Source organism: Thermus sp. KWY1 (assembly GCF_057547025.1).
Genome location: NZ_BAAJPG010000023.1, coordinates 306235 through 331496, shown reverse-complemented (window position 1 = coordinate 331496; position 25262 = coordinate 306235). Strand labels below are relative to the sequence as shown.

The following is a 25262-nucleotide window of genomic DNA, read 5'->3' as shown; positions in this document are numbered from 1 at the left end:
AGGTGACGAAGACCTCGCTCATGCCTCCTCCTTCCTGGCCTCCAAGGCGGCCAACAGGGAGCGGAAGCGCACGAAGCCCAAGTAGAGGAGGGTGAAGACGAAAAGGTTGAAGAGGAGGGCCTGGAGCATGGCAGGGTCCATGTGGATCTTCCCCGTGGTGAGGTCGATGGACTGGGTTTGGTGCAGGCTCCGCCACCACTTCACCGACATGTAGCTGATGGGCACGTTGATGAAGCCAAGAATGCCCACCGCCGCCGCCGCCTTTCTCCTCAGCTCGGGGTCCTCGATGGCCCCCCTGAGGAGAAAGTAGCCCACATAGACGGCAAAGAGGATGGCGGTGGTGGTGAGCCTGGGCTCCCAGGTCCAGTAGACCCCCCAGGTGGGCCGGGCCCAGAGCATCCCCGTCACCAGGGCCAGCCCCATGAAGACCAGGCCGATCTCGGCGCTTGAGCTGGCCACCCGGTCGTAGCGGGGATCCTGGCGGAAGAGGTAGAGGAGGGAGTAGAGGAAGGTGACGAAGAAGGCCAGATAGCCAAGCCAGGCCCCGGGCACGTGCAGGTACATGATGCGGGCCAGATACCCCTGGTTCACGTCGGGGGGAGCGGAAAGGGCCAGGTAGAGCCCCACGGGGAGAAGCAGAAGCCCCAGCCCCAGGAAAACCCAGGTGAGGGCGTCCGGGCGGTCGGGTTGCGCAACCTTCAGCATGCTTGTACCTCCATGACCCCTAGCATAGCCAAGGGAAGGGTTAAAAATCTGTGGCCTCCATACCGCCAAACCTAACCTTCCATAACCACCGGGAAAAGGAGGGCACTGGCGGTGAGGTAGACCACATCAAAGACCAAAAGAAGCTGCCACCAATCGGAGATCTCCGCCACGGGAAGGCCCTCCGCCAGGCCCGTGGTGGCCCGCACCGAGGCCAGGACCACGGGGACCACCAAGGAGAAGAGGAGCAGGGGCAAAAGCACCTCCCGTCCCCGGAGCCGGGCCAGAAGACCGGCGTAAAAGGTGGCCACGCTGGCGTAGCCCAAGACCCCCAGGACCAGGGTCAGGAAGAGGGGGAAAAGGCGCTCCAGGGGCAGGTAGAAGAGGCCCGCCGCCATCAAAAGGGCAAGGGCAGCCAGGGGTAGGAGAAGGAGCATCTGGAAAAGAAGCTTGCCGAAGTAGATCCACTCCTTGCCCCCGGGAGCCAGGAGGAGGTCGTCCAAGGTGCCCTCCTCCACCTCGAGGGCAAAGGCCCGGGTGGAAAGCAGGGTGCTCCCGAAGGCCAAGGCCACCCAAAGCACCCCGGGGGCAGCCCGGCGCAAGGGCTCCTCCTCCGGCCCCAAGGCCAAGGCCATGATGAAGAGCATCACCGCAAAAAAGGCCAGGATGGAAAGAAGCCCCGAGCGGTCGCGCACCTCGAGGCGAAGATCCCTTAAGGCCAGCAAGACCACCCGGCGCACCACCCCTACCCTACCCTGCTCGGCAGCCTCGGGCCACCCTTCCACGGGAAGCTTCATGCCACCCCCAGCTCCAGGGTGCGGTCCGCCACCCGCTCGGCCAGGGTGCGGTCGTGGGTGGCCAGCACCACCCCTGCCTTCTTCCGGGCCTCGGCCAAGGTGGCAAGAAGAAGCTCCCTCCCCCCTTTGTCCAAGGCGGTTTCGGGCTCGTCCAACAGCCAGATATCGGGGAAGAGAAGGGTAAGCCGGGCCAAGGCGAGCCTCTTCTTCATGCCGCTGGAGAAGGCGTAAAGGGGAAGGTCCCCGGGCAGGCCAAAGCGATCCAGGGCTTCCTCAGGTTCTTTGCCCTGGTGGTGGAAGGCCAGGTCGTAAAGGAGGTGCTCCCGGGCGGTAAGGTGGCGGTGGAAGGCCGGGGGGTTGGGCAGGAAAAGGGTCCTGCCCGCCCGTTCCACCTGCCCCCGGGTGGGCTTGAGAAGCCCGGCCATGAGGCGCAAGAGGGTGGTCTTCCCCGAGCCGTTGGGCCCCAAGAGGGCCACCACTTCCCCCCGCTCCAGGGTAAAGGAAAGGTCCCGGACCACCCAGTCCCGGCCGAAGCGCTTGGAGATCCCCTGCAAGCGAAGCAACATGCCTATACCAGTTTAGGGGTATCCTCGGGGGCCATTCGTCCCTCTTAGAGGAAAAGACCCCCGAGGTTCCCTCACCCCTACAAGTTCTTCTGCAGCCACTCCGGCGTAATCCGGAGGAAAAAGGAGTTCAAGGCGGTGTAGGTCCCCGTGACAAGCAAAATCCCCACTACCAGGAGCACCACCCCCGCCAGCAACTCCACGTAGTGGGAAAGCCGCCCGGCCCTCCTCAGCCACCCCTTAAGCCGGTCAGCGAAAAGGGCCACCAACAAAAAGGGCACCGCCAGGCCCAGGATATAGGCCAAAAGAAGCCCCACCCCACCCCCCACCGCCGTCAGGGTAAGGATGGCCCCCAGGATGGGCCCGATGCAAGGGGTCCAGCCCAAGCCCAGGCTGGCTCCCAGGAGCAGAGCCCCCAGGGGGCGCCCCGTTTCCCCCTCGTAGCGGAGGTTCACCCCCCACCTGGGCCTCAGGCCCAGCATGTACAGGCCGAAGAGGATCAGGATCACCCCCCCCACCCGGGCCAGGGTCTGGCGGTGCTCAAACAGAAGTCCGCCCACCAGGGTAAAGGGCAAACCCAGGAGGAAAAAAACCACCCCGAAGCCCAGCACAAAGAAAAGGGCGTTGAAAAGGGGGCGCCCCCGCTCTCCCCCCAGGTAGAAAAGGTAGGTGGGCACCAGGGGAAGGACGCAAGGGGAGAGGAAGGAGAGCACCCCCGCCAGAAAGGCCGCTGCCAGAGAAACGCTCATGCCTCTATCCTAGGGCAAGGTGAGCCAGGGAAAACGGCGCTTGGTCTCAGGGTCCAGATCCAGAAGCTCCCGAGCGGGCATCCTCACCTGGGGCAGGGTCTTCTGGTTGATGGGCTCGTGGGCATCTATGATCCCGTTCATGTAGAGGAGGAAAGCCACCAGGTGGTAAACCTCCTCATTGGTAAGCGTACCTTCAGCCCCAAAGGGCATGGCCCGCCGGATGTAGTCGTAAAGGGTGGTGGCGTACTGCCAGTAGTTGCCGATGGCAAACTCCGCTGGCTCGGTGGCAGGGGTGATGGGGAAGGGCTCGGCCACCAGCCGGTTGAAGGGGTACCCCTCCCCCCGGGCCCCATGGCAGGAGGCACACTTTTCCGCATAGATCCGCTCCCCTTCCTCCACCCTCCCCTCCCCCGGGGGAAGCCCCCGGCCGTCGGGGAGAACCACCGGCCTAAGGTCGTACTGGGCTGCCAGTTCCTCGGAGATAGGGGTGCCCAGGTTGTACCGGGCTCCCACCGCCAAGCCCAAAAGGGCCAAAAGAACCAGGATGCGCTTAGCCATCGAACACCTCCCCGTCGCAACCCCCCACGGGTCCAAACGCCTGCTGGCCCAAGGGCCTATCCCCGTTCACCACCCGGCCGTCGGGCAGGATGCGCCAGGCCTGGATGGCGTTGTAGTGGTAGCGGTTGTTCCTGCCCCACTTCTTGAAGAACTCCTCCCGGGTGGGCTGGGTGTTCCCCTTCTCGTCCCAGGCCCGGCTCCAGAGGACCACCTCCTTGCCATCCCAGTGCCAGGGCATCTTGAAGCGCACGAAGGCGTAGCGCTCCACCGGGGGTTCCAGGGTGGCCTGGCGCCAGGTCTTCCCCTCGTCGAAGGAGATCTCCACCTTGGTGATCCGCCCGTACCCGCTCCAGGCCAGGCCGCGGATCTCGTGGAAGCCCGGCTTGATCTGCTGCAAGCCCGAGGGGTAGGTGATGATGGACTCGGGGTCCATAACCCACGTGAAGGCCAGCACCTTACCATCCGCCATCACGTCGGTGTACTCGCTGGTTTCATCCTTGGCCATGGCGGGAAGGTCCGTGACCAGGATGCGCCTAAGCCACTTCACCTGGATGCTTCCCTCCCAGCCCGGTACCACCAGGCGCACGGGATACCCCTGCTCGGGGCGCAAGGCCTCGCCGTTTTGGGCGTAGGCCACCAGCACGTCCTCCATGGCCTTCTCCAGGGGCAGGGAGCGGGTGTAGGCGGCGGCATCCATGCCCTCGGGGATGAGCCACTTGGCCCCGGGCTTCACCCCCGCCTCCTTGAGGAGCAAAGCCAAGGGAACCCCCGTCCAGCTGGCGTTGGAGGCCAGGCCCCGGCTTCGGGTGGCGGTGAGGTTGGGGTCCGGGGGGTTGCGGTAGCCGTTTTGCCCGTTTCCGGCGCACTCAATGAAGTAGGTGCGGGTCACGGAGGGGAAGCGTTTCAGGTCCTCCAAGGTGAAGACCAAGGGCCTTTCCACCATCCCGTGAATCACCAGGCGGTACTTGGCCGGATCCACCTGGGGCACCCCTCCGTGATGCCGCTCAAAGTGGAGGCCGTTGGGGGTGATGACCCCGTCCAGCTTCTCCAGGGGAGCGAAGTCGGCCCCGGAGTGGCGGGTGCGCAGGTTGGGGGAGATGTAGCGCACCACTCCCTCCTCAAAGGGGCTCCTTTGGCCGTACTCGGAAAGGGGAGCCCCCAGGGTCTTCATGGGGGCAAAGGTTTCCTCGTCCCAAGGGGGCGTCTGGGCCCTGGCCTTAAGGAGGCCCAGCACGCCTCCTGCACCCAAGAGCCGGAAGAACTTCCTTCGGTCCATATACCCTCCTATGGTATTTCTAGACTACAAAAAACCCCGCCCCCAATGGGGGCGGGGGAAAACCCTTAGGCCGGGCCGAACATGTCGTTCCAAAGCCCCGTGGCCCAGCCGATGGCAGCGGTGCCGTTGGCCGCCGAGCGCTGGTTGTCCACGGAGCCCTGGGACTTGATCTGCTTGGCCGCCTCGTCCCAGGAGTAGTTGGCCGCCACCCAGATAGCCTCCTCCTTGTCCACGAAGGAGTAGCAGATGTTGTGGGGAAGCTCCGGGGGAATCTCCGCCAAGGGCTTACCTTTAAGCCGTTCTGCCAGGTGCCGGGCCACGATGGTGCCGGAAACGTAGGCCACCATCCCGCTCTTGGGGTAAGGGGTGTTCCCGGTAATGTCCCCCACCAGGTAGACGCGGTCGTCCTTCTCCGAGAGGAAGTAGGGGACCTTCACGTTGGCCCAGCGCTCCCCCAGGCCCGCGGTGCGCACCAGCTCCCCCGCCTTCATGGGCGGAATGATGTCGGCCACGGTGAAGGGCACGTCCCCGAGCTCCGTCTTCACCACCTTCTTCCCGTAGTCCAGGCCGGTGATCCGAGTGTTGGGCACGTACTCCAGGTAGTCCTTGTAAAGCTCGTTGTAGGCAGCCAGGAAGCCCGGGGCCTTGGAAACAGGCTGAGGGTTGGCGTCCAAAACGATAAGCTTCCCCTTAACTCCCTTGGTCTTAAGCCGCCAGGCCAGCATGGCCGCCCGCTCGTAGGGCCCCGGGGGGCAGCGGTAGGGAGGGTTGGGGATGTACATGACCAGTTCCCCACCGGTTTCGTCAAACTGGTCCAGAAGCCTCCTGAGGGCGATGTGCTCGAAGGGCTTGAAGCCCACGGGCATGAGGTGCTTCACCTCGGCGTAGCCGGGGATGGCCTCGTACATGTAATCGATGCCCGGGGCCAGGACCAGGTAGTCGTAACCGATGTACCCACCAGCGGTCCGCACCAGGCGGCGGTCCCGGTTGATGTCCAACACCCTCTCCTGGACAAAGATCACCCCGTCCTTGACCACGTTGGTGTAGTCAAAGACCAGCCACTCCAGGGGCTTGACCCCGGCCAGGAAGAGGTTGGACATGGGACAGGACATGAAGATGGGCTTCTGCTCGATGAGCACCACCTCCACATCCACCCCGGACTGGACCAGCTTCCGGGCCACCGTGGTGCCACCCCAGCCGCCCCCGATCACCACCACCCGCGGCTTGCGGGTGCGGGGGAGAAGGGTGGCCGGACGGCTGTAGAACTCCTGGGCGAAAGCTGGGCTCGAGATCGCCCCGGCAGCGGCCAAGGCTGCCCCCGTCTTCAACACCTGACGCCGACTAACCTTGCTCATACTCCCTCCCTCTTCTTGACCAGCCTCTTATTGGCCAGGGCGGTAAGGAGTCCCGCCCGTGGCTTCCAGGATCTGGCTCATGACCTGGCGGGCTTCCTGAAGCATGGGCACCGCCGGCGTGCCCATCACTCCGGGCATGATGGTCATGAGCATGGGCTCGATGGCACCCACCAGGACGTCATTGCCCATCTGCATGGCGAAGAAGCGGCAAGGAGCGGCGAAGCCTCCCGCAGGCTGGGTGAGGAACATGATCCGGGCCCATTCGCTCTTGCAGGGCATGATTACGGTCACCGGGCCCACCTTTACGTTGGGGAGAAGGTTAAGCCCGTTGGAGGTGAGCTCCGTTTCCACCATGAGCACCACATCCTCCACCTTGGCGGAGGGCACCCGGTACATGAGGGCGGGCATCATGCCGCTAGCGGGATCGGGCATCATGGCGGGAGGCAGGCGCTTCACGATGCCAAGCCTTCCCAGGGCCGCCTCGAGGCGCCACACCAACCGCTCCACCTCACCCCCGTACACCTGGAGCATGGAGAAGAGGAGGCGCCCGTCAAAGGTGCCCACCGTGAAGCTGTTCCCCTGGCCGGTGATGAAGACCGTGGGAGGCAGGACGATGGCGGCCATGGGGTTTTTGGAAACCGCCTCAATGCTTCCCTTATCCGGCTTCAGCACCACCAGGCGGTACTCGGGGAAACCCGGGCCCGTCACCTGCCGCACCTGCTCCCCCAGGTTTAGAACCCGGTCTGCCTCGAGGCCCACGGACTTCAGGGCGGAGAGGGTCTTGGCCTCCACCTCTTCCAGGGAGCCTTTAACCTCCACCACCAAAGACTGCGCCAAACCCAACCCCAAAAGGGCCACCAAAGCCAAAAGCTTCCTCATTGCGAACCTCCTTCCACTTCCAGGCCGGCGTCCAGCCAGCCCTTAAAGCCGTGAGCGATGTTCTTGGCATTCTTGTAGCCAAGCGCTTGCAAATATGCGGCCACCACCGCCGAAACGCTTCCCGAGTTGCAGTAGACCAGGATCAGGGCCTCCTTGTCCTTGGGTAGCTCATGAAGGCGATCGGGCACCTGGCCGGCGTAGATGTGCACCGAACCCGGTATATACCCCTTCTTCCGCTCCTCCTCCGTGCGCACGTCCAGGATAAAGGGATCAAAGAGGAGGAGGTCCTTGGCCTCGGTGGGATACACCAGATAGCTGGCGGGGGGCACGCGCTTGAGGAACTCCCCAAAGGCCTTCACCCAGTCCCCCCCCGCCCCCCCTCCCCCCTGGGCCCGGGCCAGGGGAAGGAGGGGAAGAAGGGCAAGGAGGTGGCGGCGGCGCATGGCTAGCGGGTGAAGAAGGGCAGCTCCTCAAAGGAGTGCCCAGCCTTGGTGGCCTCGGCCAGCATGTACACGGTCAGGGCGATGTGGACATCCGAGTAGAACTCCGGCTTGGGAATGGCGATGGATTCGTAGCAGAAGTTGATGCGGTCCTCCATGGTGTAGAGCCGGTCCTCCTCAAAGCGGTAGGCGGGCCACTCATTGCCCAGACCCTGCTTGGGGCTCCGCACCGGGGAAAGCCGTACCCTCTGGCCGGCATACTGGTCGTGGCAGATGGCGCAGCTCATGTCCCGGGCCCCGGCGCGGGTGTACCAAAGCTCCCGCCCCAGGTTGTACATGGCCAGCTCCGCCGGGTGCTTGGGCACCACCTGGATCTTGGCCTTGGAGGAGAAGGAAGCGATGTAGGTGGTGATGGCCCTAACCTCGTCCCGTTTGATCTCCGCCGGCTTGTACCCCTGTACGGTCTGCATGCAGGTGTACACCCGGGTTTCCAGGTCCTCCACCCGCTTGCTGTCGGAGAAGTACTTGGGAAGGATGGCGTAGACTCCCTCCAAAACTCCCTTCCCCTTGCCGAAGTCGCACTCCTCCAGGGTCTTGCCGCTTGGCCCCTTGCGGAAGAAGAGCTCCTTCCCCTCCTCCACAAAAAGATCCCCCGGGAGCACGCCGAAGGTCTCCAGGTACATCTGCCGCTGGCGCATGGCCTCCTCAAAGGGATCCAGGGGCTTTTGCTGCTGCGTATAGGCCCCCAAGCCCGCCAAGGCCCCCAAGGCCAGCACACCCAGGAAAACTAAGCGATTCCTTCTCTTCACGGCTCACCTCCGGTTGATGGGGGACTCGGGGTCCAGAAGAAAGGCCACCAGGTCGGCGGTTTCCTCCGGGGTAAAGAGGCCGTGCACCCCGCCACGGTACATCAGGGAGCAGGGCACGAAGGCCCAGGCGTTGAAGATCTTCTCGTAGGTGTAGCGCACCACCGCCTCCGAGGTGCCCCGCTGCCCATAGTTGGTCAGGCTCGGCCCCATGGTGCCGTGGGCCACCTCGCTGGCGACCCCGGCGTGGCAGGCGTAGCAGTTACCCCGCTTGGGATCGGTGAAGACCTTCTCCCCGTTTTTCCAGTCTCCCATGAGCTTGCCGTTTGCCGGGTACTTGATGAGGGCCTTCTGCTCCGCCAGGAAAGTCGGGATGAGATCCGGGGGAAGCTTATCCCGGTACTGGGAGCAAAGGGCCTGCCCTTTGTCCTGGGAGAGCATCACCTTGGCAAACTCGTGGCCGCCCGCATGCAAAGCCGCCTCAAAGCGGGCCCTAAAGGGACTCACCTGGGTGAGGCCAAGCCCCAAGATGACCACCGAAACTAACAAAATTGACGCCTTTTTGGTCATGAACTCACCTCCGGCACACGGTAGTTACGTCCCAACACGCGCACGTTGGGCTTGGGCAAAACCCTTATGCGCCCAGCGGCTTTGAGGTACTCCTCGAGGACCTGGTAGATGGGCCTGGGCTCGTACCCCGCCTTGGCCTCCCCCACCCGCTGGAGCCTTCCCCCATAGGAGGCCGCCAGGTACCGGCGATTGGGATCCAGGGGCTTGCCGCCCACCTCCACCTCCCGGATGCGCTTGCCGACGGGGGCATCGGGGTCCAGCACGTAGCAGAGGCCGTAAACCCGGCTCACGTCCCCGCCCTGCTGGTAGAAGGGATCGGGGGTAAAGACGTTGCTGGCGATATCCTCCAGGGTGTTCCGGATCTGCTCCCCCCGTAGCCAGAAGAGGTAAAGGTCGGGGTAGGTAAAGCCCAGGTAGGCGTAGAGGTGGTCCCGGGTGATGGCCTGGCCGGGAAGGATAGTGGTACCCCAGCGCACCGCCGGGCTGAAGACCAGGTCCACTTCGGGATAAAGAGCCTTCACCGCCTGCCCCACCAGCTCATCCCAGGTGGAGTAAAGGGTGTCCCGCTTGTAAAGCAGGGATTCGGAAACCGCCAGGGGCTCGAAAAGGTGCTGCCGGTGGGGAGCCAGGGTCTTTTCCAGGAAGGCCTCCACGTCGGGAGCCCCCGGGAGATGACGGGCCAGAACCGGCAGGATCCTGAGCCGGAGGTTGGCAATACCCCCCTTGAAAAGCTCCAGGTCCACCCGCATCAGGGCCTTGCCGGCCGCGCTTCCCGCCACGATCCAGGTCTTGCCCACCCGCCAGGGGGAAGGGGTGAGGTCGTGGGTGTGCCCGGAAAGGATGAGGTCAATGCCCTTCACCCGCTCCGCCAAGGCGGCGTCCAGCTGGAGGCCGTTGTGGGAGAGAAGCACCACGGCATCCGCCCCCTCGGCCCGAGCCTGATCCACGGCCTCCTGCAAGCGGCGCACATCCAGGGCAAAGGAAAGGCCTTCCGTGAACTCCTCGGGGTGGGAAACCTTCACGTAGGGATAGGTGGCCCCCACCACGGCCAAGGCGTAGCGGCCCATTTGGTGAATCCGGTAGGCAGGGTAAAGGGGGTCGCCGAAAAGCTCATCCACCACGTTGTAGGAAAGGTGCTCGCCCTTAAGCTTCTTGAAGAGTGCCTCGGCCCGCTCCCGCCCTAGGGTCCACTCCCAGTGGGAGACCATGTGGTCCACCCCGACGAGGTTCTGCCAGTCCACGATGGCCTCTCCCTGGGTGAGGAGGGAAAGACCGGAGTTGGTCCAGGTATCCCCCCCGTCCAACACCAGGGCCTTGCTCCCCTCGGCCTCCACCTGGGCCTTTTGCCTGCGGATAAGGGCGGTGAGGGCGCTCAGACCCCCGATGGGACCGAAGGCCTTGGCCAGCTCCACGAAGTCCAGGTAGCTGAGCAGGTAGGCCAAGGGGGTCTTCCGCTCCACCCCGTAGTAGCGCAGGATGGCCTCCCCAGTGAGGTAGCCAGGCCTCCCCATAAGGGGCTTAGGGGGGATGAGGTTAGGAGGCTCCATGAAGTAGTGGGGGAAGGCCTGGCCGTGGAGGTCGGAGAAGTAGAGAAGGGTGGCGTTGCCGTAAGGGGGAAGGTCATAGAGGCGGGAAGGATTCTCCAGAACCTGGGCCAAAGCCTTGGGCCCAAGCCCTCCTAGGACGGAAAGCCAAAAAAGCAGCTCCCTTCGGTTCATTTAGACCCCACCGCCGGCTTGGTGTTGAAGTCGCTTTCCGGATCCAACAGGTAGGCCACCACGTCTGCGATCTCCTCGGGGGTCAAAAGCCCCTGGGCCCCGAAGCGGTACATGACCGTGCAGGGGAAATAAGCCCAAGAGTTGTAGATGACCTCGTAGGTGTAGCGCTGGACCGCCTCGGACTGGCCCCGCTTGAGCCCGTATTTCTCCAGGCTGGGCCCCACGTCCCCGCCCAGGTGCACCGGGGAGCCAAAGTGGCAGGAGAAGCAGTTGGCCTTCTGCAGGTTGTTGAAGATGGCCCCGCCCTTCTTCCAGTCCCCCATGAGCTTGCCGTTCGCCGGGTACTTGATGAGGGCCCGCTGCTCCTCGAGGAACTTGGGGAGAAGATCGCCGGGCAGGCGGTTGCGGTGGATGGAGCAAAGGGCCTGGTCCGGACGCTGATTAAGGAAGACATCCGCGTAGGTCTTGCCACCCGTCTTGATGGCCTCTAGCTCGGAAGGGCTAAAGTACGACTGGGCCAGGGCCACCACCAGGGGCGCAGCCAAAAGGATGGGGATAAGCTTCTTTACCTTCATCGCCGCCTCCTCACCGCACGAAAGCCGGCCACTCCTCCACCACCGCCCCGTTATTCTGGTAGGCCATGAAAAGCTCGAGGGCTAGGATGGGCAGGGAGTAAAGAGCAGGCTGGGGATGGCCGATGTTGCCGTAGCAGGCCCGGATGCGGTCCTGCATGGTCCAGATCTGGTCGTTGGAGTAACGGTAGGCAGGCCAGTGGGTCCAGGACTTGTCCTTGCCCAGGACATCCGCATAGGGAAGCACCCCCGCCCGCCGACCCACGTAACTCACGTGACAGGTGGCGCAACCCACGTCCCGAGCCCCACTGCGGGCGTAGAAAAGCTTTTCCCCAAGGGCGTAAAGCTCCCGTTCCTGGGGGAAGAGAAGGCGCACCTGGATGGGCTTGCCCGTGGAGAAGCTGGCGATATAGAAGGCAACGGCCACCACCTCCTGCCGCTTGACCTGGTCAGGCCGGTAGCCCTGAACCTGGGTCATGCAGGTGACGATGCGGCTATCCAGGTCCTCCACCTTGTTGGTATCTAGGAAGTAACGGGGTAGCCTGGCCGCCGCTCCTTCCAGAACTCCCTTCCCCAGGCCAAAGTCGCACTCGGCCATGGTCTTGCCCTTTGGCCCCTTGCGGTTAAAGAGCTCCTTGCCCTGCTCCACGATGAGCTCCGTGGGCAGGATCCCCGCGGTTTGCAAAAGGAGCTGCTTTTGCCTCTTGGCCTCCTCCCGCGGGTCCACCTCTCCCTGGGCCAAGACCAGGCCAAGCAGGAAAAGCACGCCCACCATCCACCAGGACCGTAGAAGCATACCTTTACCTCCGCACCATGCCTGGCGCCCGGGGTTACCCCCGGGCGCCACCCTTAGGCCAGCTCCAGCTTTACCGTGCCCTCGCCGGTATCCCCGTCGGTATCCTTAAGCTTGACGGTAAAGGTCCCCGCCTTTTCCGCCTTGAACATGAAGCCGTAAAGGGGGTTGGCGCTGGTGGAGGGACCGGGCTTAGCCTCGGCCACCTTCTCCCCCTCGAAGTAGACCTCCACCTGGTTGATGTACTTGGCGGGGATGAACTTGCCCTCGGCATCCCGGCGGGTGCCAGGCTCGTTGGGATGCTGGGCCACTACCTGGAGCTTGAAGTTCTCGCCCGCCTTGGGCTTGGCCGGGGTCAAACGAACTATGGTACGAATGGCCATTTTCTACCTCCTTAACCGCAGCCACCCACAGTCACGCGGGTGCTGGCCGATGCCAAAAGGAATTTGCCGTCCGCCGTCTCCACCACCGCCCGGATAGCCGTGGTTTCCGCCAAGCGCACCCGGGTGGCGTAGTAGGGCAGGGCCTTCATGGGCATAAAGGCCACCAGGTGCGGGGTGGGGTTCTTGTCAGCGAAGAGGTGGATGGCCTTCACCTGGCTCGAGGGCAGGTTCACCTCCACCTCGGCGGGAACGTTGGCCCCGCTTTCGGCAATGGCAGGCATGGTGAGCTTGATGACGTTGGAGGGAGTAAGATCCTTGAACCCCTTGCCCAACACCGCCTGCAAGGCCTTCTCCAGGTTGGCCAGATCCTCACCCTCCAAACCCTGCGCCCTTACGGGAAGCCCCGCCAAGGCAACGGCCCCGAGGGCTACGCCAGTGGTCCTTAGAAACGCTCGCCTATTCACACGCACCTCCTTTGGCACAGATCTGACGCAGCTCCAAAAGGAACTGCGCCCGGGGCCGGCTGCCAAAAAACCGGCCCACCTCTTCCCACGCCCCCTTGCGGAAGACGAGGAAGACAAAGGTTGGGGTACCCGGCACCCGATACCGCCGGGAAAGCTCCTGACCCTCCGGGGTTTCGGTATCCACGGAGGCCACCACGAACCGGTCCTCCAGGAAGCTACTTACCTGGGGATCGGAGAGGACGAAGGTGTTCATCTGGTCGCAATAGGGGCAGTGAGGAGAGTGAAAGTACACCATCACCACCCGCCCGTGGCTCTGGGCCAAGTTCAGCGCCATGCCATAGGGATACCACCGGCCAAAGTCCGGAGCCGCCCAGGCCGCGGCCAGGGCGAGTAGGGCTAGGGACCAAAGTACCCGGTATGCGTACATCTTATACACCGCCTGGGTACACCCAAGGACATTTGTACCCTAGCACCCCCACCGGGGCAATGTCAAGCTCCTCTGACACGTAACCTTCTTTTCATAAAAACTCACTTATGAAGGCCCCTCCCCTGTACCCCCCGGGACTATACCCTTAAGAATGGCTAAAGATTTGGCTTCATTAGAGGCCTTGACAAGGAGCCAGGGACAAAATACCCTGATACCCCGGAGGGTAAAGATGAAGCGGACCCTAACGGCTCTCCTCCTTATCGGCAGCCTGGCCTTCGCCCAGGCAGACGGCGCCAAGCTTTTCAGCCAGTGCGCGGGATGCCACCAGGCCAACGGGCAGGGGCTCCCCGGGGCCTTCCCGCCCCTGGCCGGGCACGTGTCCGATATCCTGAGCAAGCAGGGCGGACGGGAGTACCTGATCAAGGTGCTCCTCTGGGGCCTCCAGGGCTCGATTGAGGTGAAGGGCATGAAGTACAACGGGGCGATGCCTGCCTTTGGCCAGCTCAAGGACGAGGAGATCGCCGCCCTTCTCAACCACATCGCCACCGCCTGGGGCGACGACAAGAAGGTCCAGGGCTTCAAGCCCTTCACCGCCGCCGAGGTCAAGGCCCTGCGGGAAAAGAAGCTCACTCCCCAGCAGGTGCTGGAGGAGCGCAAGAAGCTGGGTCTGAAGTAAGGCGGGCCCGCAAGGAACCCGGGGCGTGCCCCGGGTTCCTTGTTTTAATGGAGGGGTGCTGGAGCTTGCCCTGGAGAAGCGCTTCCCGGGATTCCAACTGGCCCTGGACCTCACCGTTCGGGAAGGGGAGGTCCTGGCCCTCCTGGGACCCTCGGGTAGCGGAAAAAGCACCCTGCTGAAGCTCATCGCTGGCCTCTTTTCCCCCGACCGGGGTTTCGTGCGCTTCCGCGGGCAGGACCTCACCCCCCTGCCCCCGGAAAGGCGGGGGGTAGGGTTTCTTTTCCAGGACTATGCCCTCTTCCCCCACCTCACCGTGGCGGAAAACATCGCCTTTGGCCTGGTGGAGGCCCGCTGGCCCGGGAAGGAGCGGGAAGCACGGGTGAAGGAGCTCCTTGAGCGCATGGAGCTCACCCCTCATGCCCAAAAACGACCCCAGGAGCTTTCCGGGGGAGAACAGCAACGGGTAGCCCTGGCCCGGGCCCTGGCGCCAAGGCCACGGCTTCTCCTCCTGGACGAGCCCCTGGGAGCCCTGGACTTGAGGCTACGGGAGGAGCTCCTCTTCTTTTTGCGCAGGACCCTCCGGGCGGAAGGGGTGACCACCCTGGTGGTCACCCACGACCAGGGGGAGGCCTTCCTCCTGGCCCACCGGGTAGCCCTCCTGCGTCAGGGAAGGCTCGTGCAGGTGGGGCTTCCGGAAGAGGTGTACGCAAGGCCCAAGGACCTCTGGACCGCCCGCTTCCTCGGGCACAAGAACCTCCTCTCCCCGGAGGAAAGCCAGGCCCTGGGCTTGCCTGCCAAACCCCACCTTCTTCTGCCCAAAGCCCTCCGCCTGGGAGGGGGGCAGCCAGGGGTGGTGGAGGAACGGCTTTTCTTCGGAAACAGGGTGGGGCTTTGGGTGCGGCTTGGGAAGGTGCGGCTTTACCTCGAGGCCCTGGAAGGCCCCCCGGAGGGAGCCCAGGTCCACCTCCACCTGGATCTTTCCCAGGCGGTACCCTTGGAGGGATGAGGCGCTTCGCCCTTCTCCTAGGCGGCCCCCTCCTGGTGACGGAGGCTTTGCGGGAACGCCTAAGGGACCTCCGCCTCCTGGCGGCGGACTCCGGTGGACGGCACGCCCTGGCCCTGGGGCTTCCCTTGGAACTATGGCTTGGCGACTTCGACTCAAGCCCCCCTTGGCTCCAGCAAATCCTTCCCGCCCCCAAGGAGGTGCTTCCCCGGGATAAGGACCTGACGGACGGCGAAGCCCTGGTGCGAAAAGCCCTGGAACTGGGGGCCGAGGAAGTCCTCCTCCTAGGGGGCATTGGGGGCCGCCTGGACCACACCCTGGCCCACCTGGAGCTGGCCTTTCTGCTGGCGGAAAAGGGGGTGAGGGTAGAACTCACCGACGGGCTTACCCGGGCCTTCCCCCTCCTTGCTGGACTCCACGCCTTCCCCCTGGAAAAGGGGAGTTCCTTCAGCCTCCTGCCCTTCCCCGAGGCCACCTTGGCCGTGGAAGGAGCCTGCTGGAACCTTCCCCTCACCTCCCTCAAGGCCACCACCCTCACCCTGGAAAACCAGGCCCTCGGGCCCATCCGGGTGCGGGTGGAAAGGGGACGGGCGGTGCTTTACCTGTTCTAGCCGCCTTGACAGAGCCTTGAGGGAAGGCTACACTGGCTTTTGGCGTCAAGGCCGACGCCGTGCACACCTTGGGCCGCTAGCTCAACCGGTAGAGCAACCGACTCTTAATCGGTGGGTTACAGGTTCGAGTCCTGTGCGGCCCACCACGGAACCCCGGGGCCTTCCCCGGGGGTTTTCCTTTACCATGGGGCCCATGAGGATTCCCAAGACCCCTTTGGACCTCCTGGACCTGGACCTGCCCCGGGGTGAACCCTGGGGCTATGCCTTCGCCCAAAGCCTCCTCAAAGCCCCCTGGGCCTGGCGGGCTTTAAGGCCCACCCCGGGGCTTCTCCAGCTGATACGGCAGGACCTCGAGGTCCTCTCCCTGGAACTGGAGGGAAGGCGGAAGGAGTACCCTTTAGCCGACCTGGGGGAACGTCCCCCCCACCCCGCTGAGGAAGGGGCCCTGGCCGCCCTCCTCACCCGCGACCCCGAGGCCCTGGTCCGGGTGCTCCAAGCCCACGGGCCCTATCCCTTTGCCCTCTACCGGGCCTTCCGCTTCGCTGGCGAGGTGCGCCCCCTGGGAAGCTACCGCCTGCCCCGGGAGGACGAACTTCTGGGCTACGAAGAGCAGCTTAAGGCCCTCAGGGCCAATGCCCTCCGTTTCCTCTCGGGAAAACCCGCCCTCCACACCCTCCTCTACGGGGCCCGGGGCACGGGCAAAAGCACCGCCGCCAAGAGCCTTTTGCACCTCAGAGAAGCCCGCATGGTGGAGGTGGAGCCCAAGGCCTTGGCCCACCTGGAAAACCTGCTGGAAAGGCTGGCCCTCCTCCCCCATCGCTTCTTCCTCTTCCTGGACGACCTCTCCCTGGATCCCAAAGAGGAAGCTTTCCACCACCTGAAGGCCCTCCTGGAAGGAAGCCTGGAGGGCCCTCCGGAAAACGTTCTCTTGCTGGCCACTTCCAACCGCCGCCACCTGGTGCGCCAAACCGGGGAAAACCCCTTACCCGGGGCCGACCCCACCGCCTGGGATGAACTTCAGGACACCCTGGCCCTCTCCGAGCGCTTCGGGCTGGTCCTCACCTTCCCGCCTTTTGACAAGACCCTTTACCTGAAGGCAGTGGCCCACCACCTGGGCCGCTCCTTGACCCCGGAGGAGGAAAGGGAGGCCCTGCGTTTTGCCCTGCAAAAAGGCTTCTCCGGGCGCGTGGCCCGGCAGTTCGCCCGAAGCCTGCTTTAAAGGCCTGCGTGCTTTAACGCCGCCTCCACGAAGCCCGCAAAGGGAGGGGAGGGGCGCATGGGCCGGCTCTTGAACTCGGGGTGGCTTTGCAGGCCCAGGAAGAAGGGGTGGTCCCTGAGCTCGATGGCCTCCACCAGCCCCGCCCCCCGGCCCCGCATCCCCGGGGTGGTGGCGGAGATCACAAGCCCAGCCCGCTCCAGCTGGTCCACGTAGAGGGGATTCACCTCGTACCGGTGGCGGTGGCGCTCCAGCGCCTCCTCCTTCCCGTAAAGGCGGTGGAGGAGGGTACCCGGGCGGATGCGCATGGGCCAGTCCCCAAGGCGCATGGTGCCCCCCAGCCCCTCCACCTCCAGCTGTTCGGGCATGAGGTCTATAACCGGGTGGGGGGTGTAGGGGTCAAACTCCGTGGAGTTGGCCCCCTTGAGCCCGGCCACATGCCGGGCAAACTCGATGACCGCAATCTGCAACCCCAGGCAGATGCCCAGATAGGGGATTCCCTTTTCCCGGGCGTACTGGGCCGCCCGCACCTTACCCTCAATGCCCCTCACCCCAAACCCCCCGGGGACCAGGATGCCGGAAACATCCCTAAAGGCCTCGTCCAAGTCGGCCCCCTCGAGGCCCTCCGCATCCACCCACTTCACCTCCACCCGGGCCCCGTGCCGGATACCCGCATGCTTCAAGGCCTCCAGAAGGGAGAGATAGGCATCCGGCATCTTCACGTACTTGCCGGCGATGGCGATCCTCACGGTGCGCTCGGGGTGCTTCAGCACCCTCACCGCCTCCTGCCAGAAGGAAAGGTTGGGGAAGACGGCCTCGAGGCCTAAGGCCCTTTCCACCACCCGGCCCAGGCCCTGCTCCTCGAGGAGGAGGGGTATCTCGTAGATGTGCTCCACATTGGGGCTGCTGAACACATGCCCCGGGCGCACGTTGGTGAACAGGGCCACCTTCTTGCGCACCTCCTCCGGCACCGGTTTCACCGAGCGGAGAACGATGGCATCGGGCTGGATGCCCACGCTCCTCAGGGTGGCCACGGAGTGCTGGGTGGGCTTGGTCTTGAACTCCTCGCTGGTTTCCAGGTAGGGGACCAGGGTGAGGTGGATGTAGAAGGTGTTCTCCTCCCCCTCATCAAAGCGAAACTGGCGGATGGCCTCCAGGAAGGGAAGGCTCTCGATATCCCCCACCGTGCCCCCCACCTCCACCACCACCACCTCGGCTCCCTGCTCCTCCGCCACCTTGCGGATGCGGTCCTTGATCTCGTCGGTGATGTGGGGAATCACCTGCACCGTCTGGGAAAGGTACTCCCCCCGGCGCTCCTTCTGGATCACGGAAAGGTACACCTGGCCCGTGGTGAGGTTGTTGCCCCGGGAGAGGTCCAGGTCCAGGAAGCGCTCGTAGTGGCCGATGTCCAGGTCGGTTTCCGCCCCGTCGGCGGTGACGAAGACCTCCCCATGCTCATAGGGACGCATGGTCCCCGCATCCACGTTCACGTAGGGGTCGATCTTGATGGCGGTAACCCTATACCCCCGGGCCCGAAAGAGGGCTCCCAGGGAAGAGGTGAGGATGCCCTTGCCCAGGCTGGACACCACACCCCCGGTGACAAACACGTACCTCCTCGGCCTTTGCGTGCTCTCGGAAACCCCGTTCACGGGACTTCAGCCTACCACATCTGGCAAAAGACCCCGGGGTTATGGTACAGTTTTCTTTGGCGTTCTTGCGGGGTCCCCCGATCCCCCGGCAAGAACATGGTGCCTGGCACACAGAGTTGAAGGAGGGCCCAAACGCATGCAGCCCAAGACGTACATACCCAAGGAGATCGAACCCCGGTGGGTTCTCATTGACGCCGAGGGCAAAACCTTAGGGCGGCTGGCCACGCAGATCGCCACCCTGCTACGCGGCAAGCACCGCCCCGACTGGACCCCCAACCTTCCCATGGGCGACTTCGTGGTGGTGATCAACGCCGACAAGATCCGGCTCACCGGCAAGAAGCTGAAGCAGAAGATCTACACCCGGTATAGCGGCTACCAGGGGGGCCTGAAGGAGATCCCCGCGGAAAAGATGCTGGCCACCCACCCGGAGAGGGTGCTGGAGCATGCGGTAAAGGGCATGCTCCCCAAGGGGCCTCTGGGGCGGAGGCTCTTCAAGCGCCTCAAGGTCTACGCCGGCCCCACCCATCCCCACCAGGCCCAGAAACCCGTTAAGCTGGAGGTCAAGTGATGGAGCAGTACTACGGCACCGGTAGGCGCAAGGAGGCGGTGGCCCGGGTCTTTTTGAGGCCCGGAAGCGGCAAGGTCACCGTGAACGGCCAGGACTTCCAGGACTATTTCCAGGGCTTGGTAAGGGCGGTGGCGGCCCTCGAGCCCCTGAGGGCCGTGGATGCCCTGGGGCGCTTTGACGCCTACATCACCGTGAAGGGGGGCGGCAAGAGCGGCCAGATCGACGCCATCAAGCTGGGGGTGGCCCGGGCCCTTCTCCAGTACAACCCCGACTACCGCGCCAAGCTGAAGCCCCTGGGCTTCCTCACCCGGGATGCGCGGGTGGTGGAGCGGAAGAAGTACGGCAAGCACAAGGCCCGCCGGGCACCCCAGTACTCCAAGCGCTAAAGAGGGTCCGGCTCAAGCCCCTGGGAGAGGATCCCGGGGGCTTTTTCCAACTCCCGAAGGGCCTCCTGAAGCTCCTCTGGCGAGAAGACGTGAACCCTTTCGTGCCTTAAATAGACCAAACGGGCCTCGGCCTCCACCCCCCAGGCCCGCCGCACCGCCTCCCAGTAAAGGGCTAACTGCAAGCGGTAATGCTCCGGGGCCATCCTCTGGTCGGTCTTGTAGTCCTCCAGGTACCACCTGTCCCCCACCCGGTAAAGCCGGTCCAGAACCCCATACCAGACGGTGCCCGCAAGGGGCAGGACCAGGGGAAGCTCAGCGTGGTCCTCCTCCCGGTTTTCCAAAGCGGGAAGGACTTCCCCCATCATGCGCCGGTGGTTCCAAAGGAGGAGCCGCACCTCCGCAAGGAGGCGCTTTTGCTCCTCCTCGGAGAAGGGGAAGGCCACCTCCTGCAGGAGGAGGGCCCGCATGGCCTCCTCGTCCCCCGGATCCAGGTTGCGGGCTAAAGCGTAGTGCACCAGGGTGCCCAGGGCCCGGGAGTACTCGGGGAGGGTTTCGGCCTCGAGGGCCTGGGAAAGAGCCAAAGGCTCCCCCTCCCCCTTGCGGTAAGCGCTGGGGGAAAAGACCGGGGGAAAGCGCTTGGACGGGATGCGGTGCTCCGCGTAAGGGGCGGGGGGCTGGGGTTCAGGAAGAAGTGGGGGGGAGGGCAAGGGAGGAAGGCCCGCCAAGGGGTGGCGGTGCACCAGGGGGTCCTGGTCCGCAGGCCCCAGGCCCAGGTCCATGAGAGCCTCGGCCCAGGGTCCAGGCCGTTCGGAAAGGCTTCCCGTGAGGAGGAGGACGTCCCTGGCCCGGGAGAGGGCCACGTAAAGGAGCCGCAGGGACTCCTCCTCCTGGGCACGGGCCAGGGTCCTTCTCAGGTTTTGGTACCCCTCCGTCCCCTCCAGGGCCACCTCGCCGTCTAAGCCCACCAGCACGGGTTCGGACCTCCCTCCCTCGTGGCGGGCGAGGTCAAAGACCGCCACCACCGGCCACTCCAGGCCCTTGGCCGCGTGGACCGTGAGGAGCTGCACCCCTTCTCCCCCCTCGGGAAGCTCGGAGGTTTCCGGGTCCTCGGCCCGCACTTTTAGCCACTCCAAAAGGGCCTCGAGGTCGGGGAAGCGCTCCTCCGCGGCCAGGAGGAGAAGGGTGTCCAGATTGGCCCGGGCCCTCCGGGAAAGCCGCCTTAGGAAGACCTCGTCCCGCACAAGGGCCTTCAGGGCCTCGAGGGGACGCAAGCCCGCAAGCGTCTTGAGCCCATCCAGGCGCATCCGCACCTCCGGGGGAAGGAGGGGAAGGGGATCTTCCGCCTGCAGGGCCTCCTCCACCTGCCCGAGGTCCACCCCCACGAAAGGACCCCTCAGGAAAGCCAGGAGGGAAATGCGCTCCTCAGGGCTTGGGGGACCCTCCAGCAGGGCGAGGCGCAAAGCGTGGTAGACATCCCGCACCTCGGGCCTCTTGAAGAAGCTCTGCCCCCGCCTGAGGACGTAAGGAACCCCCAGGGCCCGGAAGGCCCTTTCCAGGAAGGGAAGGCTTGCCCGGCTCCGCACCAGGACCGCCATCTCCCGGTAGGCATGGCCCTGGCCCTGGAGGGCCGCAAGCCGCTCCACCAGAAGGGCCGCCTCCTTCTCCCGTTTTTCCGGCAAGCCCCCCTCCCCCACCACCCAGTGGACCTCCACCAGGCCCTCCTCCTCCCTTAAGGGCACCACCGGCACCCGCTCGGGCTCGGGGAAAAAGCGCTCCACGAAACAGTTCAGGAAGCGTGCCACCGCTTTGGCGTGGCGCCGGGTTTCGGCGAGGCGATGGACCTCCGCCGCCTCCTTGAGGGCCTGGCGGAAGACCTCCACCCGGGCGTTGCGGAAGAGGTAGATGGACTGCTTGGGATCCCCCACGGCCACCACCTGCACCCCCGCCTCCTCCAGGACCCGGAAGAACCGCCCCTGCAAGGGGTTCACATCCTGGTACTCGTCCACCAGGAGGTAGGGAAAACGCTCCACCACCCTTCTCACCGCCTGGGGATGTTCCAGGAGACGAAGGGCCAGGGCCTCGAGGTCCCCTGGCCCCAGGGCCTCCCGCGTGCGCCGATGGTAGCCGGAAAGGACCTCCTGGAACAGCTCAAGAAGCCCCTCCGCCCCGGGCAGGGCCCGAAACGCCCCCGCCAGGGAGCGCTTCCGGTAAAGGGCGAGGAGGGACCCCTCCAGAGCTGGGTCCAGGCCCTTCAGGTAAAGGAGGCTTCGCGCCTCCTCCAGGAAGAGGGCTTCGGCCAAAAGCTCGTCCAATAGGGCAAAGTCCGGGTCCAGGGAGAGGAGGGGGGCGGTGTGGCGGATGGCCTCGGCCATGAAGCCGTGGATGGTGGTGAAGACTGCCCCGTAGACCTCCCGCTGCGCCTCCTCTGCCCAAGAAGCGGAGGAGAGCCTGATCACCTCGCCTTGGATGCGCCGCCTCAGCTCCTCCGCCGCCTTGCGGGTGAAGGTGACGGCAGCCATGCGCCGGAGGGGCACCCCCTGGCGCAAGAGCGCCAGGAGCTCCCCCACCAGGGCGTGGGTCTTGCCCGTGCCCGCGGAAGCCACGTAGAGCCTCATGCCTCCTCCTTGCGGCAGATGTCCGCCAGACCGCAGGCGTAGCAGTGGTAGCCGGGCCTCGGGGAAAACCCCCCTTTTCCCCAGCGAGGAAGCGCCTCCTTCACAAGCGCCCGAACCTCCTCCAGCTGGGGAGGCCTGTCCCCCTTGCGGTAGGGGTTCTTGCGGTAAGGACGGGGTTCCCCCAGAAAGGCCCAGGTCCAGAGGTGGACCTCCTCCACCTCCTTCCTCCGCAAAAAGGCCCCGAGGGCGTACCACTCCGTCCAGCGCCGCCGGGGGCTCAGATCGGGATCCCCCCCTGGGGGGAGGAGGCGGTAGAGGTGTACCACCCGCCCCCCTGCTTCCCGGCGCACCCCGTCCAGGCGCAGGGTGAAGCGCTCCCCCGGCCAGCGAGCCCAAAAGACCATGCCCTTTAGGTGCTCCTGGTGGAGAGCCAGCCAAGGACCCACCTCCGGATGCTGGGAAAGCTCGTCTACCCTCTCGGGGAAGAGGTGCCAGCCCAAGGCCCCATCCTCCGGGCGAAGGGGAAAGCGCTCCAGATAGGTCCGAAAGGGGCACTCCCCGTGGCGGCGGAGAACCTCCAGGTGGGCTGGGGGGGCGTGGGAGGTGGGGAGGGGTGGGGTGAAGGATTCCTCCGGCAGGGCCTCGAGGCGGCCTGAAGGCAGCAGGGGCTCGGGCCTCATTCCCTTCTCCAGGGGTTCGTAGGCCCCCGAAGGTCCCGCCTCTGGGTAGAGGAGATAGACCTCCTCCCCCCGGGTGGAAAGCGCCTGGAGGAAAAGGGGGTCAAGGCCCCGGAGGCGCCGAGGGAGCCTCCTGAGAAGCCCCCGCTCCCGCAACTCCTCCAAAAGGAAGTAGTCCTCCCCTTCTCCCAGGGTGTAGCGCCCCGCCACCCAGTCCAGCACGTAAACCCGCCTGGCCCGCACCCCCATGGCCCGAAGCGGGGGGAGGAGGGCCACCCCCCGGAGGGGTTCTTTAGGCAGGGCCTCATCCAGAAGGAGGCTCCGCCACCAGGCCAAGGGGTTTCGCCCATCCGCCCGCAAAGCCAGGCGAAGCCGGGAGAGGAAGAGCTCCTTGGCCGCCACCCCAAGCCGCTCCAAGACCTCCTCCGCCCAGGCCAGGAGATCAGGCCCGGGAGTGCGCAGGGCCAAAAACGCCTGCCATTCCTGAAGCAAGCCCTCCCTTTCCGCCAAAAGCGCCAGGGCCTCTTCCCCCGCAAGCCCAAGCCGCAGGGCCCTCCGGCCCAGGGCGGAAAACCCCAGGGCCAGAAGGTCCCGCCCGGTGGGCATGGGGTTCAGGAGGGCCAGGACCCTTTCCCCCTCCTCCGTGTCCGCCAAGGCCCCCTCCCGCCCGTCGTAAAGGGGCAAGCCGTACTCGTCCTGAAAGAGGAGAAGCCCAGGGATGCGGTCCTCCGGGGCCACCACCATCACCTCAAAGGGGTCCAAACCCTCGCCCCCCAGGTCCCTCGAAGCCAAAGCCCGCTTGAGGGCCCTCAGGAGGTGGCGAGCCTCCTCCACCGGGTTGGCCAGGGCCCAGACCTCCTTCTTCACCGGCCTTTGGGAAAGGGTCTGCCAGGGTTCCAGCCCCTCCGGAAGAAGCTCCAGGGTGAGGAGGACGGGTACCTCCCGGGCCAGGCGCTTAAGGAAGCGGAGGTCCAAAGGACCCACCTCCCGGAAGCCGTCCACCACCACCAGATCGGGCCTAGGGAAAAGGCGGAGGGGCACGCGGCCCGCCCGGTGGCGGAAATCGTCGTAGTCCAAAGCCTTTTCCTTCAGGCGCTCGTAGGCGAAGTAAACCCGCCTGAGCCTTCCCGCCTCCCCCTCCTTGGGCAGGGCGAAGGGGGAAAGGCCAAAGCGCTTGAGTTCCGCAATGGCCCGGGCGAAAAGCCGGGCCTCCCCGGGGGCGACCCCTTCCCCGTAGAGGTCTCTAAGGGCCTCCCCCACCAGGGCCACCCTTCCCGCCCCGGGAAGCAAGGGCCCAAGCCGGCCCACCTCCGCCAGCACCCGGTAGTAAAGGGCCTGGAAGGACATGAACTCCAGGCCCAGCACCGCCCCTTCCCCCCCGAAAAGGCGGTACACGTAGGCCCTTTGGTGGGGCAGGCCCACCCAGTAGACCCTCCCCCGCCGCTTCAGGACCTCCAGGGCCCATTCCCGGGCCAGGGTGGTCTTCCCCGAAGCGGGGGGGCCCAGGAGGGGATAGAGGCCCGGCTTCATATGGGGGCATTTTAAAACCGGAAAGCCCGGGAACCCGTGATACCCTTTCGTGCCGAACCCTACCCCTTACACCCTCCAAGAAAAAGGCTTGCGGAAGGGATCTTCCGGGGCCTCCAACCTGGCGAAAACCAGGTTGGCGCTATATCAGGGAATGGCTTCCGGGGAAAGGGGCAGGGGAGTGAGATCCAAGCCCAGGCGCAACACCCCCACCACCCGCCCCCGGTGGAGGACGAAACAGCGGTACCCCTCCGGCAGGACCAGCACCCGCCGGGCCAGGGAAAGCTCCCGCAGGAAGAAGAAGGGGCGCATCCGCATGGGCTTTCCGCGGATGGGGCCCATGTAGGGCATGGGCCTGCCCCCCTCGAGGGCCAAGAGAAGCAGGGGCCTCTCCCCCACCGGCTGGCCCAGGACCAGGACCAGGGTATCCCCTTCCCGGTAGAGGGCCTGGACCTCGAGGGTCCGCACCACCTTAAAGCACTGGGTCAGCACCTCTTCGGGCGAGGGGCCAAAGCCCTTGGGGCCCTCCTCCCCCAGGGCCCAGCCCCCGAGGGCCAGGAGGAGGAAGACCCCAAGCCACCGCATCCTTCCCAGTTTGACCGGTCTGGCCTTGTACCCCTTCTCGCCCATATCCGTCCCGGGATGGGGTTAACCAGGGTCCCCACCCTGGCCTGGCCAGGGTGGGGTGGGCTTAGAAGCCCCGCTCCGCCGAGATCAGGGCCAAGGCCGCCCGGGCCAACAGGAAGGCCCGTCCAGGCTCCTTGGAAAGCCTATTCTTGGCCTCGGCCACCAGATCCTTCACCAGGCTGTCCTGGGCCCGGTAGTAGGCGAGCTCCTTCTCCGCCCGGTCCACCACACTCGGGACCCGCTGGGTCAAGCGGGCATCCGGGCCCGGCCGCCCCTTACCCCACGGGGCAAAGGCATGGCCCCTGGGTCCAAAGGGATGGTGCATCCCCATCCCCATACGGGGGGCTGGCCTCGGCCCCCGGGCCTGCACCTGGGGTTCCCCTGAGGCTGCCCGGAAAAGGAGAAGGGCGGCCTGGGCCTCCCGCGCCGCCTTGAAGTACGCCTTGGCCTCGTAGCTCTTCTCCGCCCGGGCCTTCACCTCCTTGGCCCAGGCGAGAAGCTTTTCCTCCCCCGTGGCCCCCTGGGCCACCGCCTGGAGCCTGGCCAAGGCCGCCGAGGCTACCGCCGCCTGCTGGTAATCCGTGCCTTGGGCCAAGGAAAGGCCCGCCATCAGGAGAACCAAACCCATGAGCAGCTGTTTCATTCCCTATCACCT

Annotated in this window: 28 protein-coding genes and 1 tRNA gene; 7 read left to right on the top strand and 22 right to left on the bottom strand. The window is 65.1% G+C overall.

Annotation, left to right across the window (positions count from 1 at the left end):
• Nucleotides 1-18 precede the first annotated feature (18 nt).
• The 17 genes from ccsA to AC27GT_RS08375 all read right to left on the bottom strand — a co-directional run bounded on the left by ccsA (nt 19) and on the right by AC27GT_RS08375 (nt 13052).
• Nucleotides 19-705: a cytochrome c biogenesis protein CcsA gene (gene ccsA, locus AC27GT_RS08455; RefSeq protein WP_219760111.1), complete on the bottom strand. Its 687-nt coding sequence runs from the start codon at nt 703-705 to the stop codon at nt 19-21.
• A 71-nt stretch (nt 706-776) separates the two neighbouring features.
• Nucleotides 777-1499 carry a heme exporter protein CcmB gene (locus AC27GT_RS08450; RefSeq protein ID WP_015717965.1) on the bottom strand — a complete coding sequence of 241 codons (723 nt, stop codon included), beginning with the start codon at nt 1497-1499 and terminating at the stop codon, nt 777-779.
• Entirely contained in the window at nt 1496-2065 is a 570-nt protein-coding gene (locus AC27GT_RS08445) for an ABC transporter ATP-binding protein (protein WP_038031175.1), read from the bottom strand. The genes AC27GT_RS08450 and AC27GT_RS08445 overlap by 4 nt, the downstream gene beginning before the upstream one ends.
• Before the next feature lie 77 nt (nt 2066-2142).
• Entirely contained in the window at nt 2143-2811 is a 669-nt protein-coding gene (ccdA, locus tag AC27GT_RS08440) for a cytochrome c biogenesis protein CcdA (protein ID WP_487223932.1), read from the bottom strand.
• 9 nt (nt 2812-2820) lie between these two features.
• Nucleotides 2821-3369 carry a c-type cytochrome gene (locus tag AC27GT_RS08435; protein ID WP_487223931.1) on the bottom strand — a complete coding sequence of 183 codons (549 nt, stop codon included), beginning with the start codon at nt 3367-3369 and terminating at the stop codon, nt 2821-2823.
• The gene (soxC, locus tag AC27GT_RS08430; protein ID WP_487223930.1) at nt 3362-4645 is read right to left on the bottom strand and encodes a sulfite dehydrogenase; all 1284 of its coding nucleotides are present in this window, start codon (nt 4643-4645) and stop codon (nt 3362-3364) included. The genes AC27GT_RS08435 and soxC overlap by 8 nt, the downstream gene beginning before the upstream one ends.
• A 65-nt stretch (nt 4646-4710) precedes the next feature.
• Nucleotides 4711-6000, bottom strand: coding sequence for an FAD-dependent oxidoreductase (locus tag AC27GT_RS08425; protein WP_487223929.1), 1290 nt, complete (start codon nt 5998-6000; stop codon nt 4711-4713).
• 27 nt (nt 6001-6027) lie between these two features.
• Nucleotides 6028-6879, bottom strand: a complete 852-nt coding sequence (locus AC27GT_RS08420) for a translation initiation factor 2 (RefSeq protein WP_487223928.1) — start codon at nt 6877-6879, stop codon at nt 6028-6030.
• Nucleotides 6876-7322, bottom strand: coding sequence for a rhodanese-like domain-containing protein (locus tag AC27GT_RS08415; protein WP_038031178.1), 447 nt, complete (start codon nt 7320-7322; stop codon nt 6876-6878). The genes AC27GT_RS08420 and AC27GT_RS08415 overlap by 4 nt, the downstream gene beginning before the upstream one ends.
• A 2-nt stretch (nt 7323-7324) precedes the next feature.
• Complete coding sequence (gene soxA / locus AC27GT_RS08410) at nt 7325-8128, bottom strand: sulfur oxidation c-type cytochrome SoxA (RefSeq protein WP_015717973.1); 804 nt, start codon at nt 8126-8128, stop codon at nt 7325-7327.
• A 3-nt stretch (nt 8129-8131) separates the two neighbouring features.
• Entirely contained in the window at nt 8132-8695 is a 564-nt protein-coding gene (gene soxX / locus AC27GT_RS08405; protein WP_038031180.1) for a sulfur oxidation c-type cytochrome SoxX, read from the bottom strand.
• On the bottom strand, nt 8692-10413 hold the full coding sequence (gene soxB / locus AC27GT_RS08400; RefSeq protein WP_487223927.1) for a thiosulfohydrolase SoxB: 1722 nt from the start codon (nt 10411-10413) through the stop codon (nt 8692-8694). The genes soxX (AC27GT_RS08405) and soxB overlap by 4 nt, the downstream gene beginning before the upstream one ends.
• Entirely contained in the window at nt 10410-10988 is a 579-nt protein-coding gene (gene soxX / locus AC27GT_RS08395) for a sulfur oxidation c-type cytochrome SoxX (protein ID WP_487223926.1), read from the bottom strand. Before soxX (AC27GT_RS08395) ends, soxB begins: the two co-directional genes overlap by 4 nt.
• A 10-nt stretch (nt 10989-10998) precedes the next feature.
• Nucleotides 10999-11781, bottom strand: coding sequence for a sulfur oxidation c-type cytochrome SoxA (gene soxA / locus AC27GT_RS08390; RefSeq protein ID WP_487223925.1), 783 nt, complete (start codon nt 11779-11781; stop codon nt 10999-11001).
• Nucleotides 11782-11834: 53 nt separating this feature from the next.
• Nucleotides 11835-12161, bottom strand: a complete 327-nt coding sequence (soxZ, locus tag AC27GT_RS08385) for a thiosulfate oxidation carrier complex protein SoxZ (protein ID WP_487223924.1) — start codon at nt 12159-12161, stop codon at nt 11835-11837.
• An 11-nt stretch (nt 12162-12172) separates the two neighbouring features.
• Nucleotides 12173-12625, bottom strand: a complete 453-nt coding sequence (soxY, locus tag AC27GT_RS08380) for a thiosulfate oxidation carrier protein SoxY (protein ID WP_015717979.1) — start codon at nt 12623-12625, stop codon at nt 12173-12175.
• Nucleotides 12618-13052 (bottom strand): SoxW family protein, encoded by a 435-nt coding sequence (locus AC27GT_RS08375; RefSeq protein WP_038031190.1) that lies wholly within the window; start codon nt 13050-13052, stop codon nt 12618-12620. The genes soxY and AC27GT_RS08375 overlap by 8 nt, the downstream gene beginning before the upstream one ends.
• Before the next feature lie 229 nt (nt 13053-13281).
• Here AC27GT_RS08375 and cycA point away from each other — a divergent pair, with 229 nt between their 5' ends.
• The 5 genes from cycA (at nt 13282) to AC27GT_RS08350 (ending at nt 16561) form a co-directional block, all read left to right on the top strand.
• Nucleotides 13282-13728 (top strand): cytochrome C-552, encoded by a 447-nt coding sequence (gene cycA, locus AC27GT_RS08370; protein WP_487223923.1) that lies wholly within the window; start codon nt 13282-13284, stop codon nt 13726-13728.
• Nucleotides 13729-13783: 55 nt separating this feature from the next.
• Nucleotides 13784-14734 (top strand): ABC transporter ATP-binding protein, encoded by a 951-nt coding sequence (locus AC27GT_RS08365; protein WP_054392190.1) that lies wholly within the window; start codon nt 13784-13786, stop codon nt 14732-14734.
• Nucleotides 14731-15342, top strand: coding sequence for a thiamine diphosphokinase (locus AC27GT_RS08360; RefSeq protein WP_015717983.1), 612 nt, complete (start codon nt 14731-14733; stop codon nt 15340-15342). Before AC27GT_RS08365 ends, AC27GT_RS08360 begins: the two co-directional genes overlap by 4 nt.
• Nucleotides 15343-15412: 70 nt before the next feature.
• A tRNA-Lys gene (locus AC27GT_RS08355) sits at nt 15413-15488 on the top strand.
• 47 nt (nt 15489-15535) lie between these two features.
• Nucleotides 15536-16561, top strand: a complete 1026-nt coding sequence (locus AC27GT_RS08350) for a DUF815 domain-containing protein (protein ID WP_158305237.1) — start codon at nt 15536-15538, stop codon at nt 16559-16561.
• Here AC27GT_RS08350 and pyrG read toward each other — a convergent pair.
• On the bottom strand, nt 16558-18207 hold the full coding sequence (gene pyrG / locus AC27GT_RS08345; protein WP_038031196.1) for a CTP synthase: 1650 nt from the start codon (nt 18205-18207) through the stop codon (nt 16558-16560). The genes AC27GT_RS08350 and pyrG overlap by 4 nt on opposite strands.
• 136 nt (nt 18208-18343) lie before the next feature.
• Between pyrG and rplM the strand changes: the two genes are divergently transcribed.
• Both rplM and rpsI read left to right on the top strand, forming a co-directional pair.
• Nucleotides 18344-18775, top strand: a complete 432-nt coding sequence (gene rplM / locus AC27GT_RS08340; RefSeq protein ID WP_015717986.1) for a 50S ribosomal protein L13 — start codon at nt 18344-18346, stop codon at nt 18773-18775.
• Nucleotides 18775-19161 (top strand): 30S ribosomal protein S9, encoded by a 387-nt coding sequence (rpsI, locus tag AC27GT_RS08335; protein ID WP_015717987.1) that lies wholly within the window; start codon nt 18775-18777, stop codon nt 19159-19161. Before rplM ends, rpsI begins: the two co-directional genes overlap by 1 nt.
• Here rpsI and AC27GT_RS08330 read toward each other — a convergent pair.
• From AC27GT_RS08330 to AC27GT_RS08315, 4 genes are all read right to left on the bottom strand, one after another.
• A complete protein-coding gene (locus AC27GT_RS08330; protein ID WP_487223922.1) occupies nt 19158-21776 on the bottom strand; it encodes a UvrD-helicase domain-containing protein in 2619 nt (872 codons plus the stop codon). The two genes, rpsI and AC27GT_RS08330, sit on opposite strands and share 4 nt — an antisense overlap.
• Complete coding sequence (locus AC27GT_RS08325; RefSeq protein ID WP_015717989.1) at nt 21773-23983, bottom strand: PD-(D/E)XK nuclease family protein; 2211 nt, start codon at nt 23981-23983, stop codon at nt 21773-21775. Before AC27GT_RS08325 ends, AC27GT_RS08330 begins: the two co-directional genes overlap by 4 nt.
• Before the next feature lie 144 nt (nt 23984-24127).
• The gene (locus AC27GT_RS08320) at nt 24128-24565 is read right to left on the bottom strand and encodes a hypothetical protein (protein WP_038031287.1); all 438 of its coding nucleotides are present in this window, start codon (nt 24563-24565) and stop codon (nt 24128-24130) included.
• A 106-nt stretch (nt 24566-24671) separates the two neighbouring features.
• Nucleotides 24672-25250 (bottom strand): hypothetical protein, encoded by a 579-nt coding sequence (locus AC27GT_RS08315; protein ID WP_487223921.1) that lies wholly within the window; start codon nt 25248-25250, stop codon nt 24672-24674.
• Nucleotides 25251-25262 lie beyond the last annotated feature (12 nt).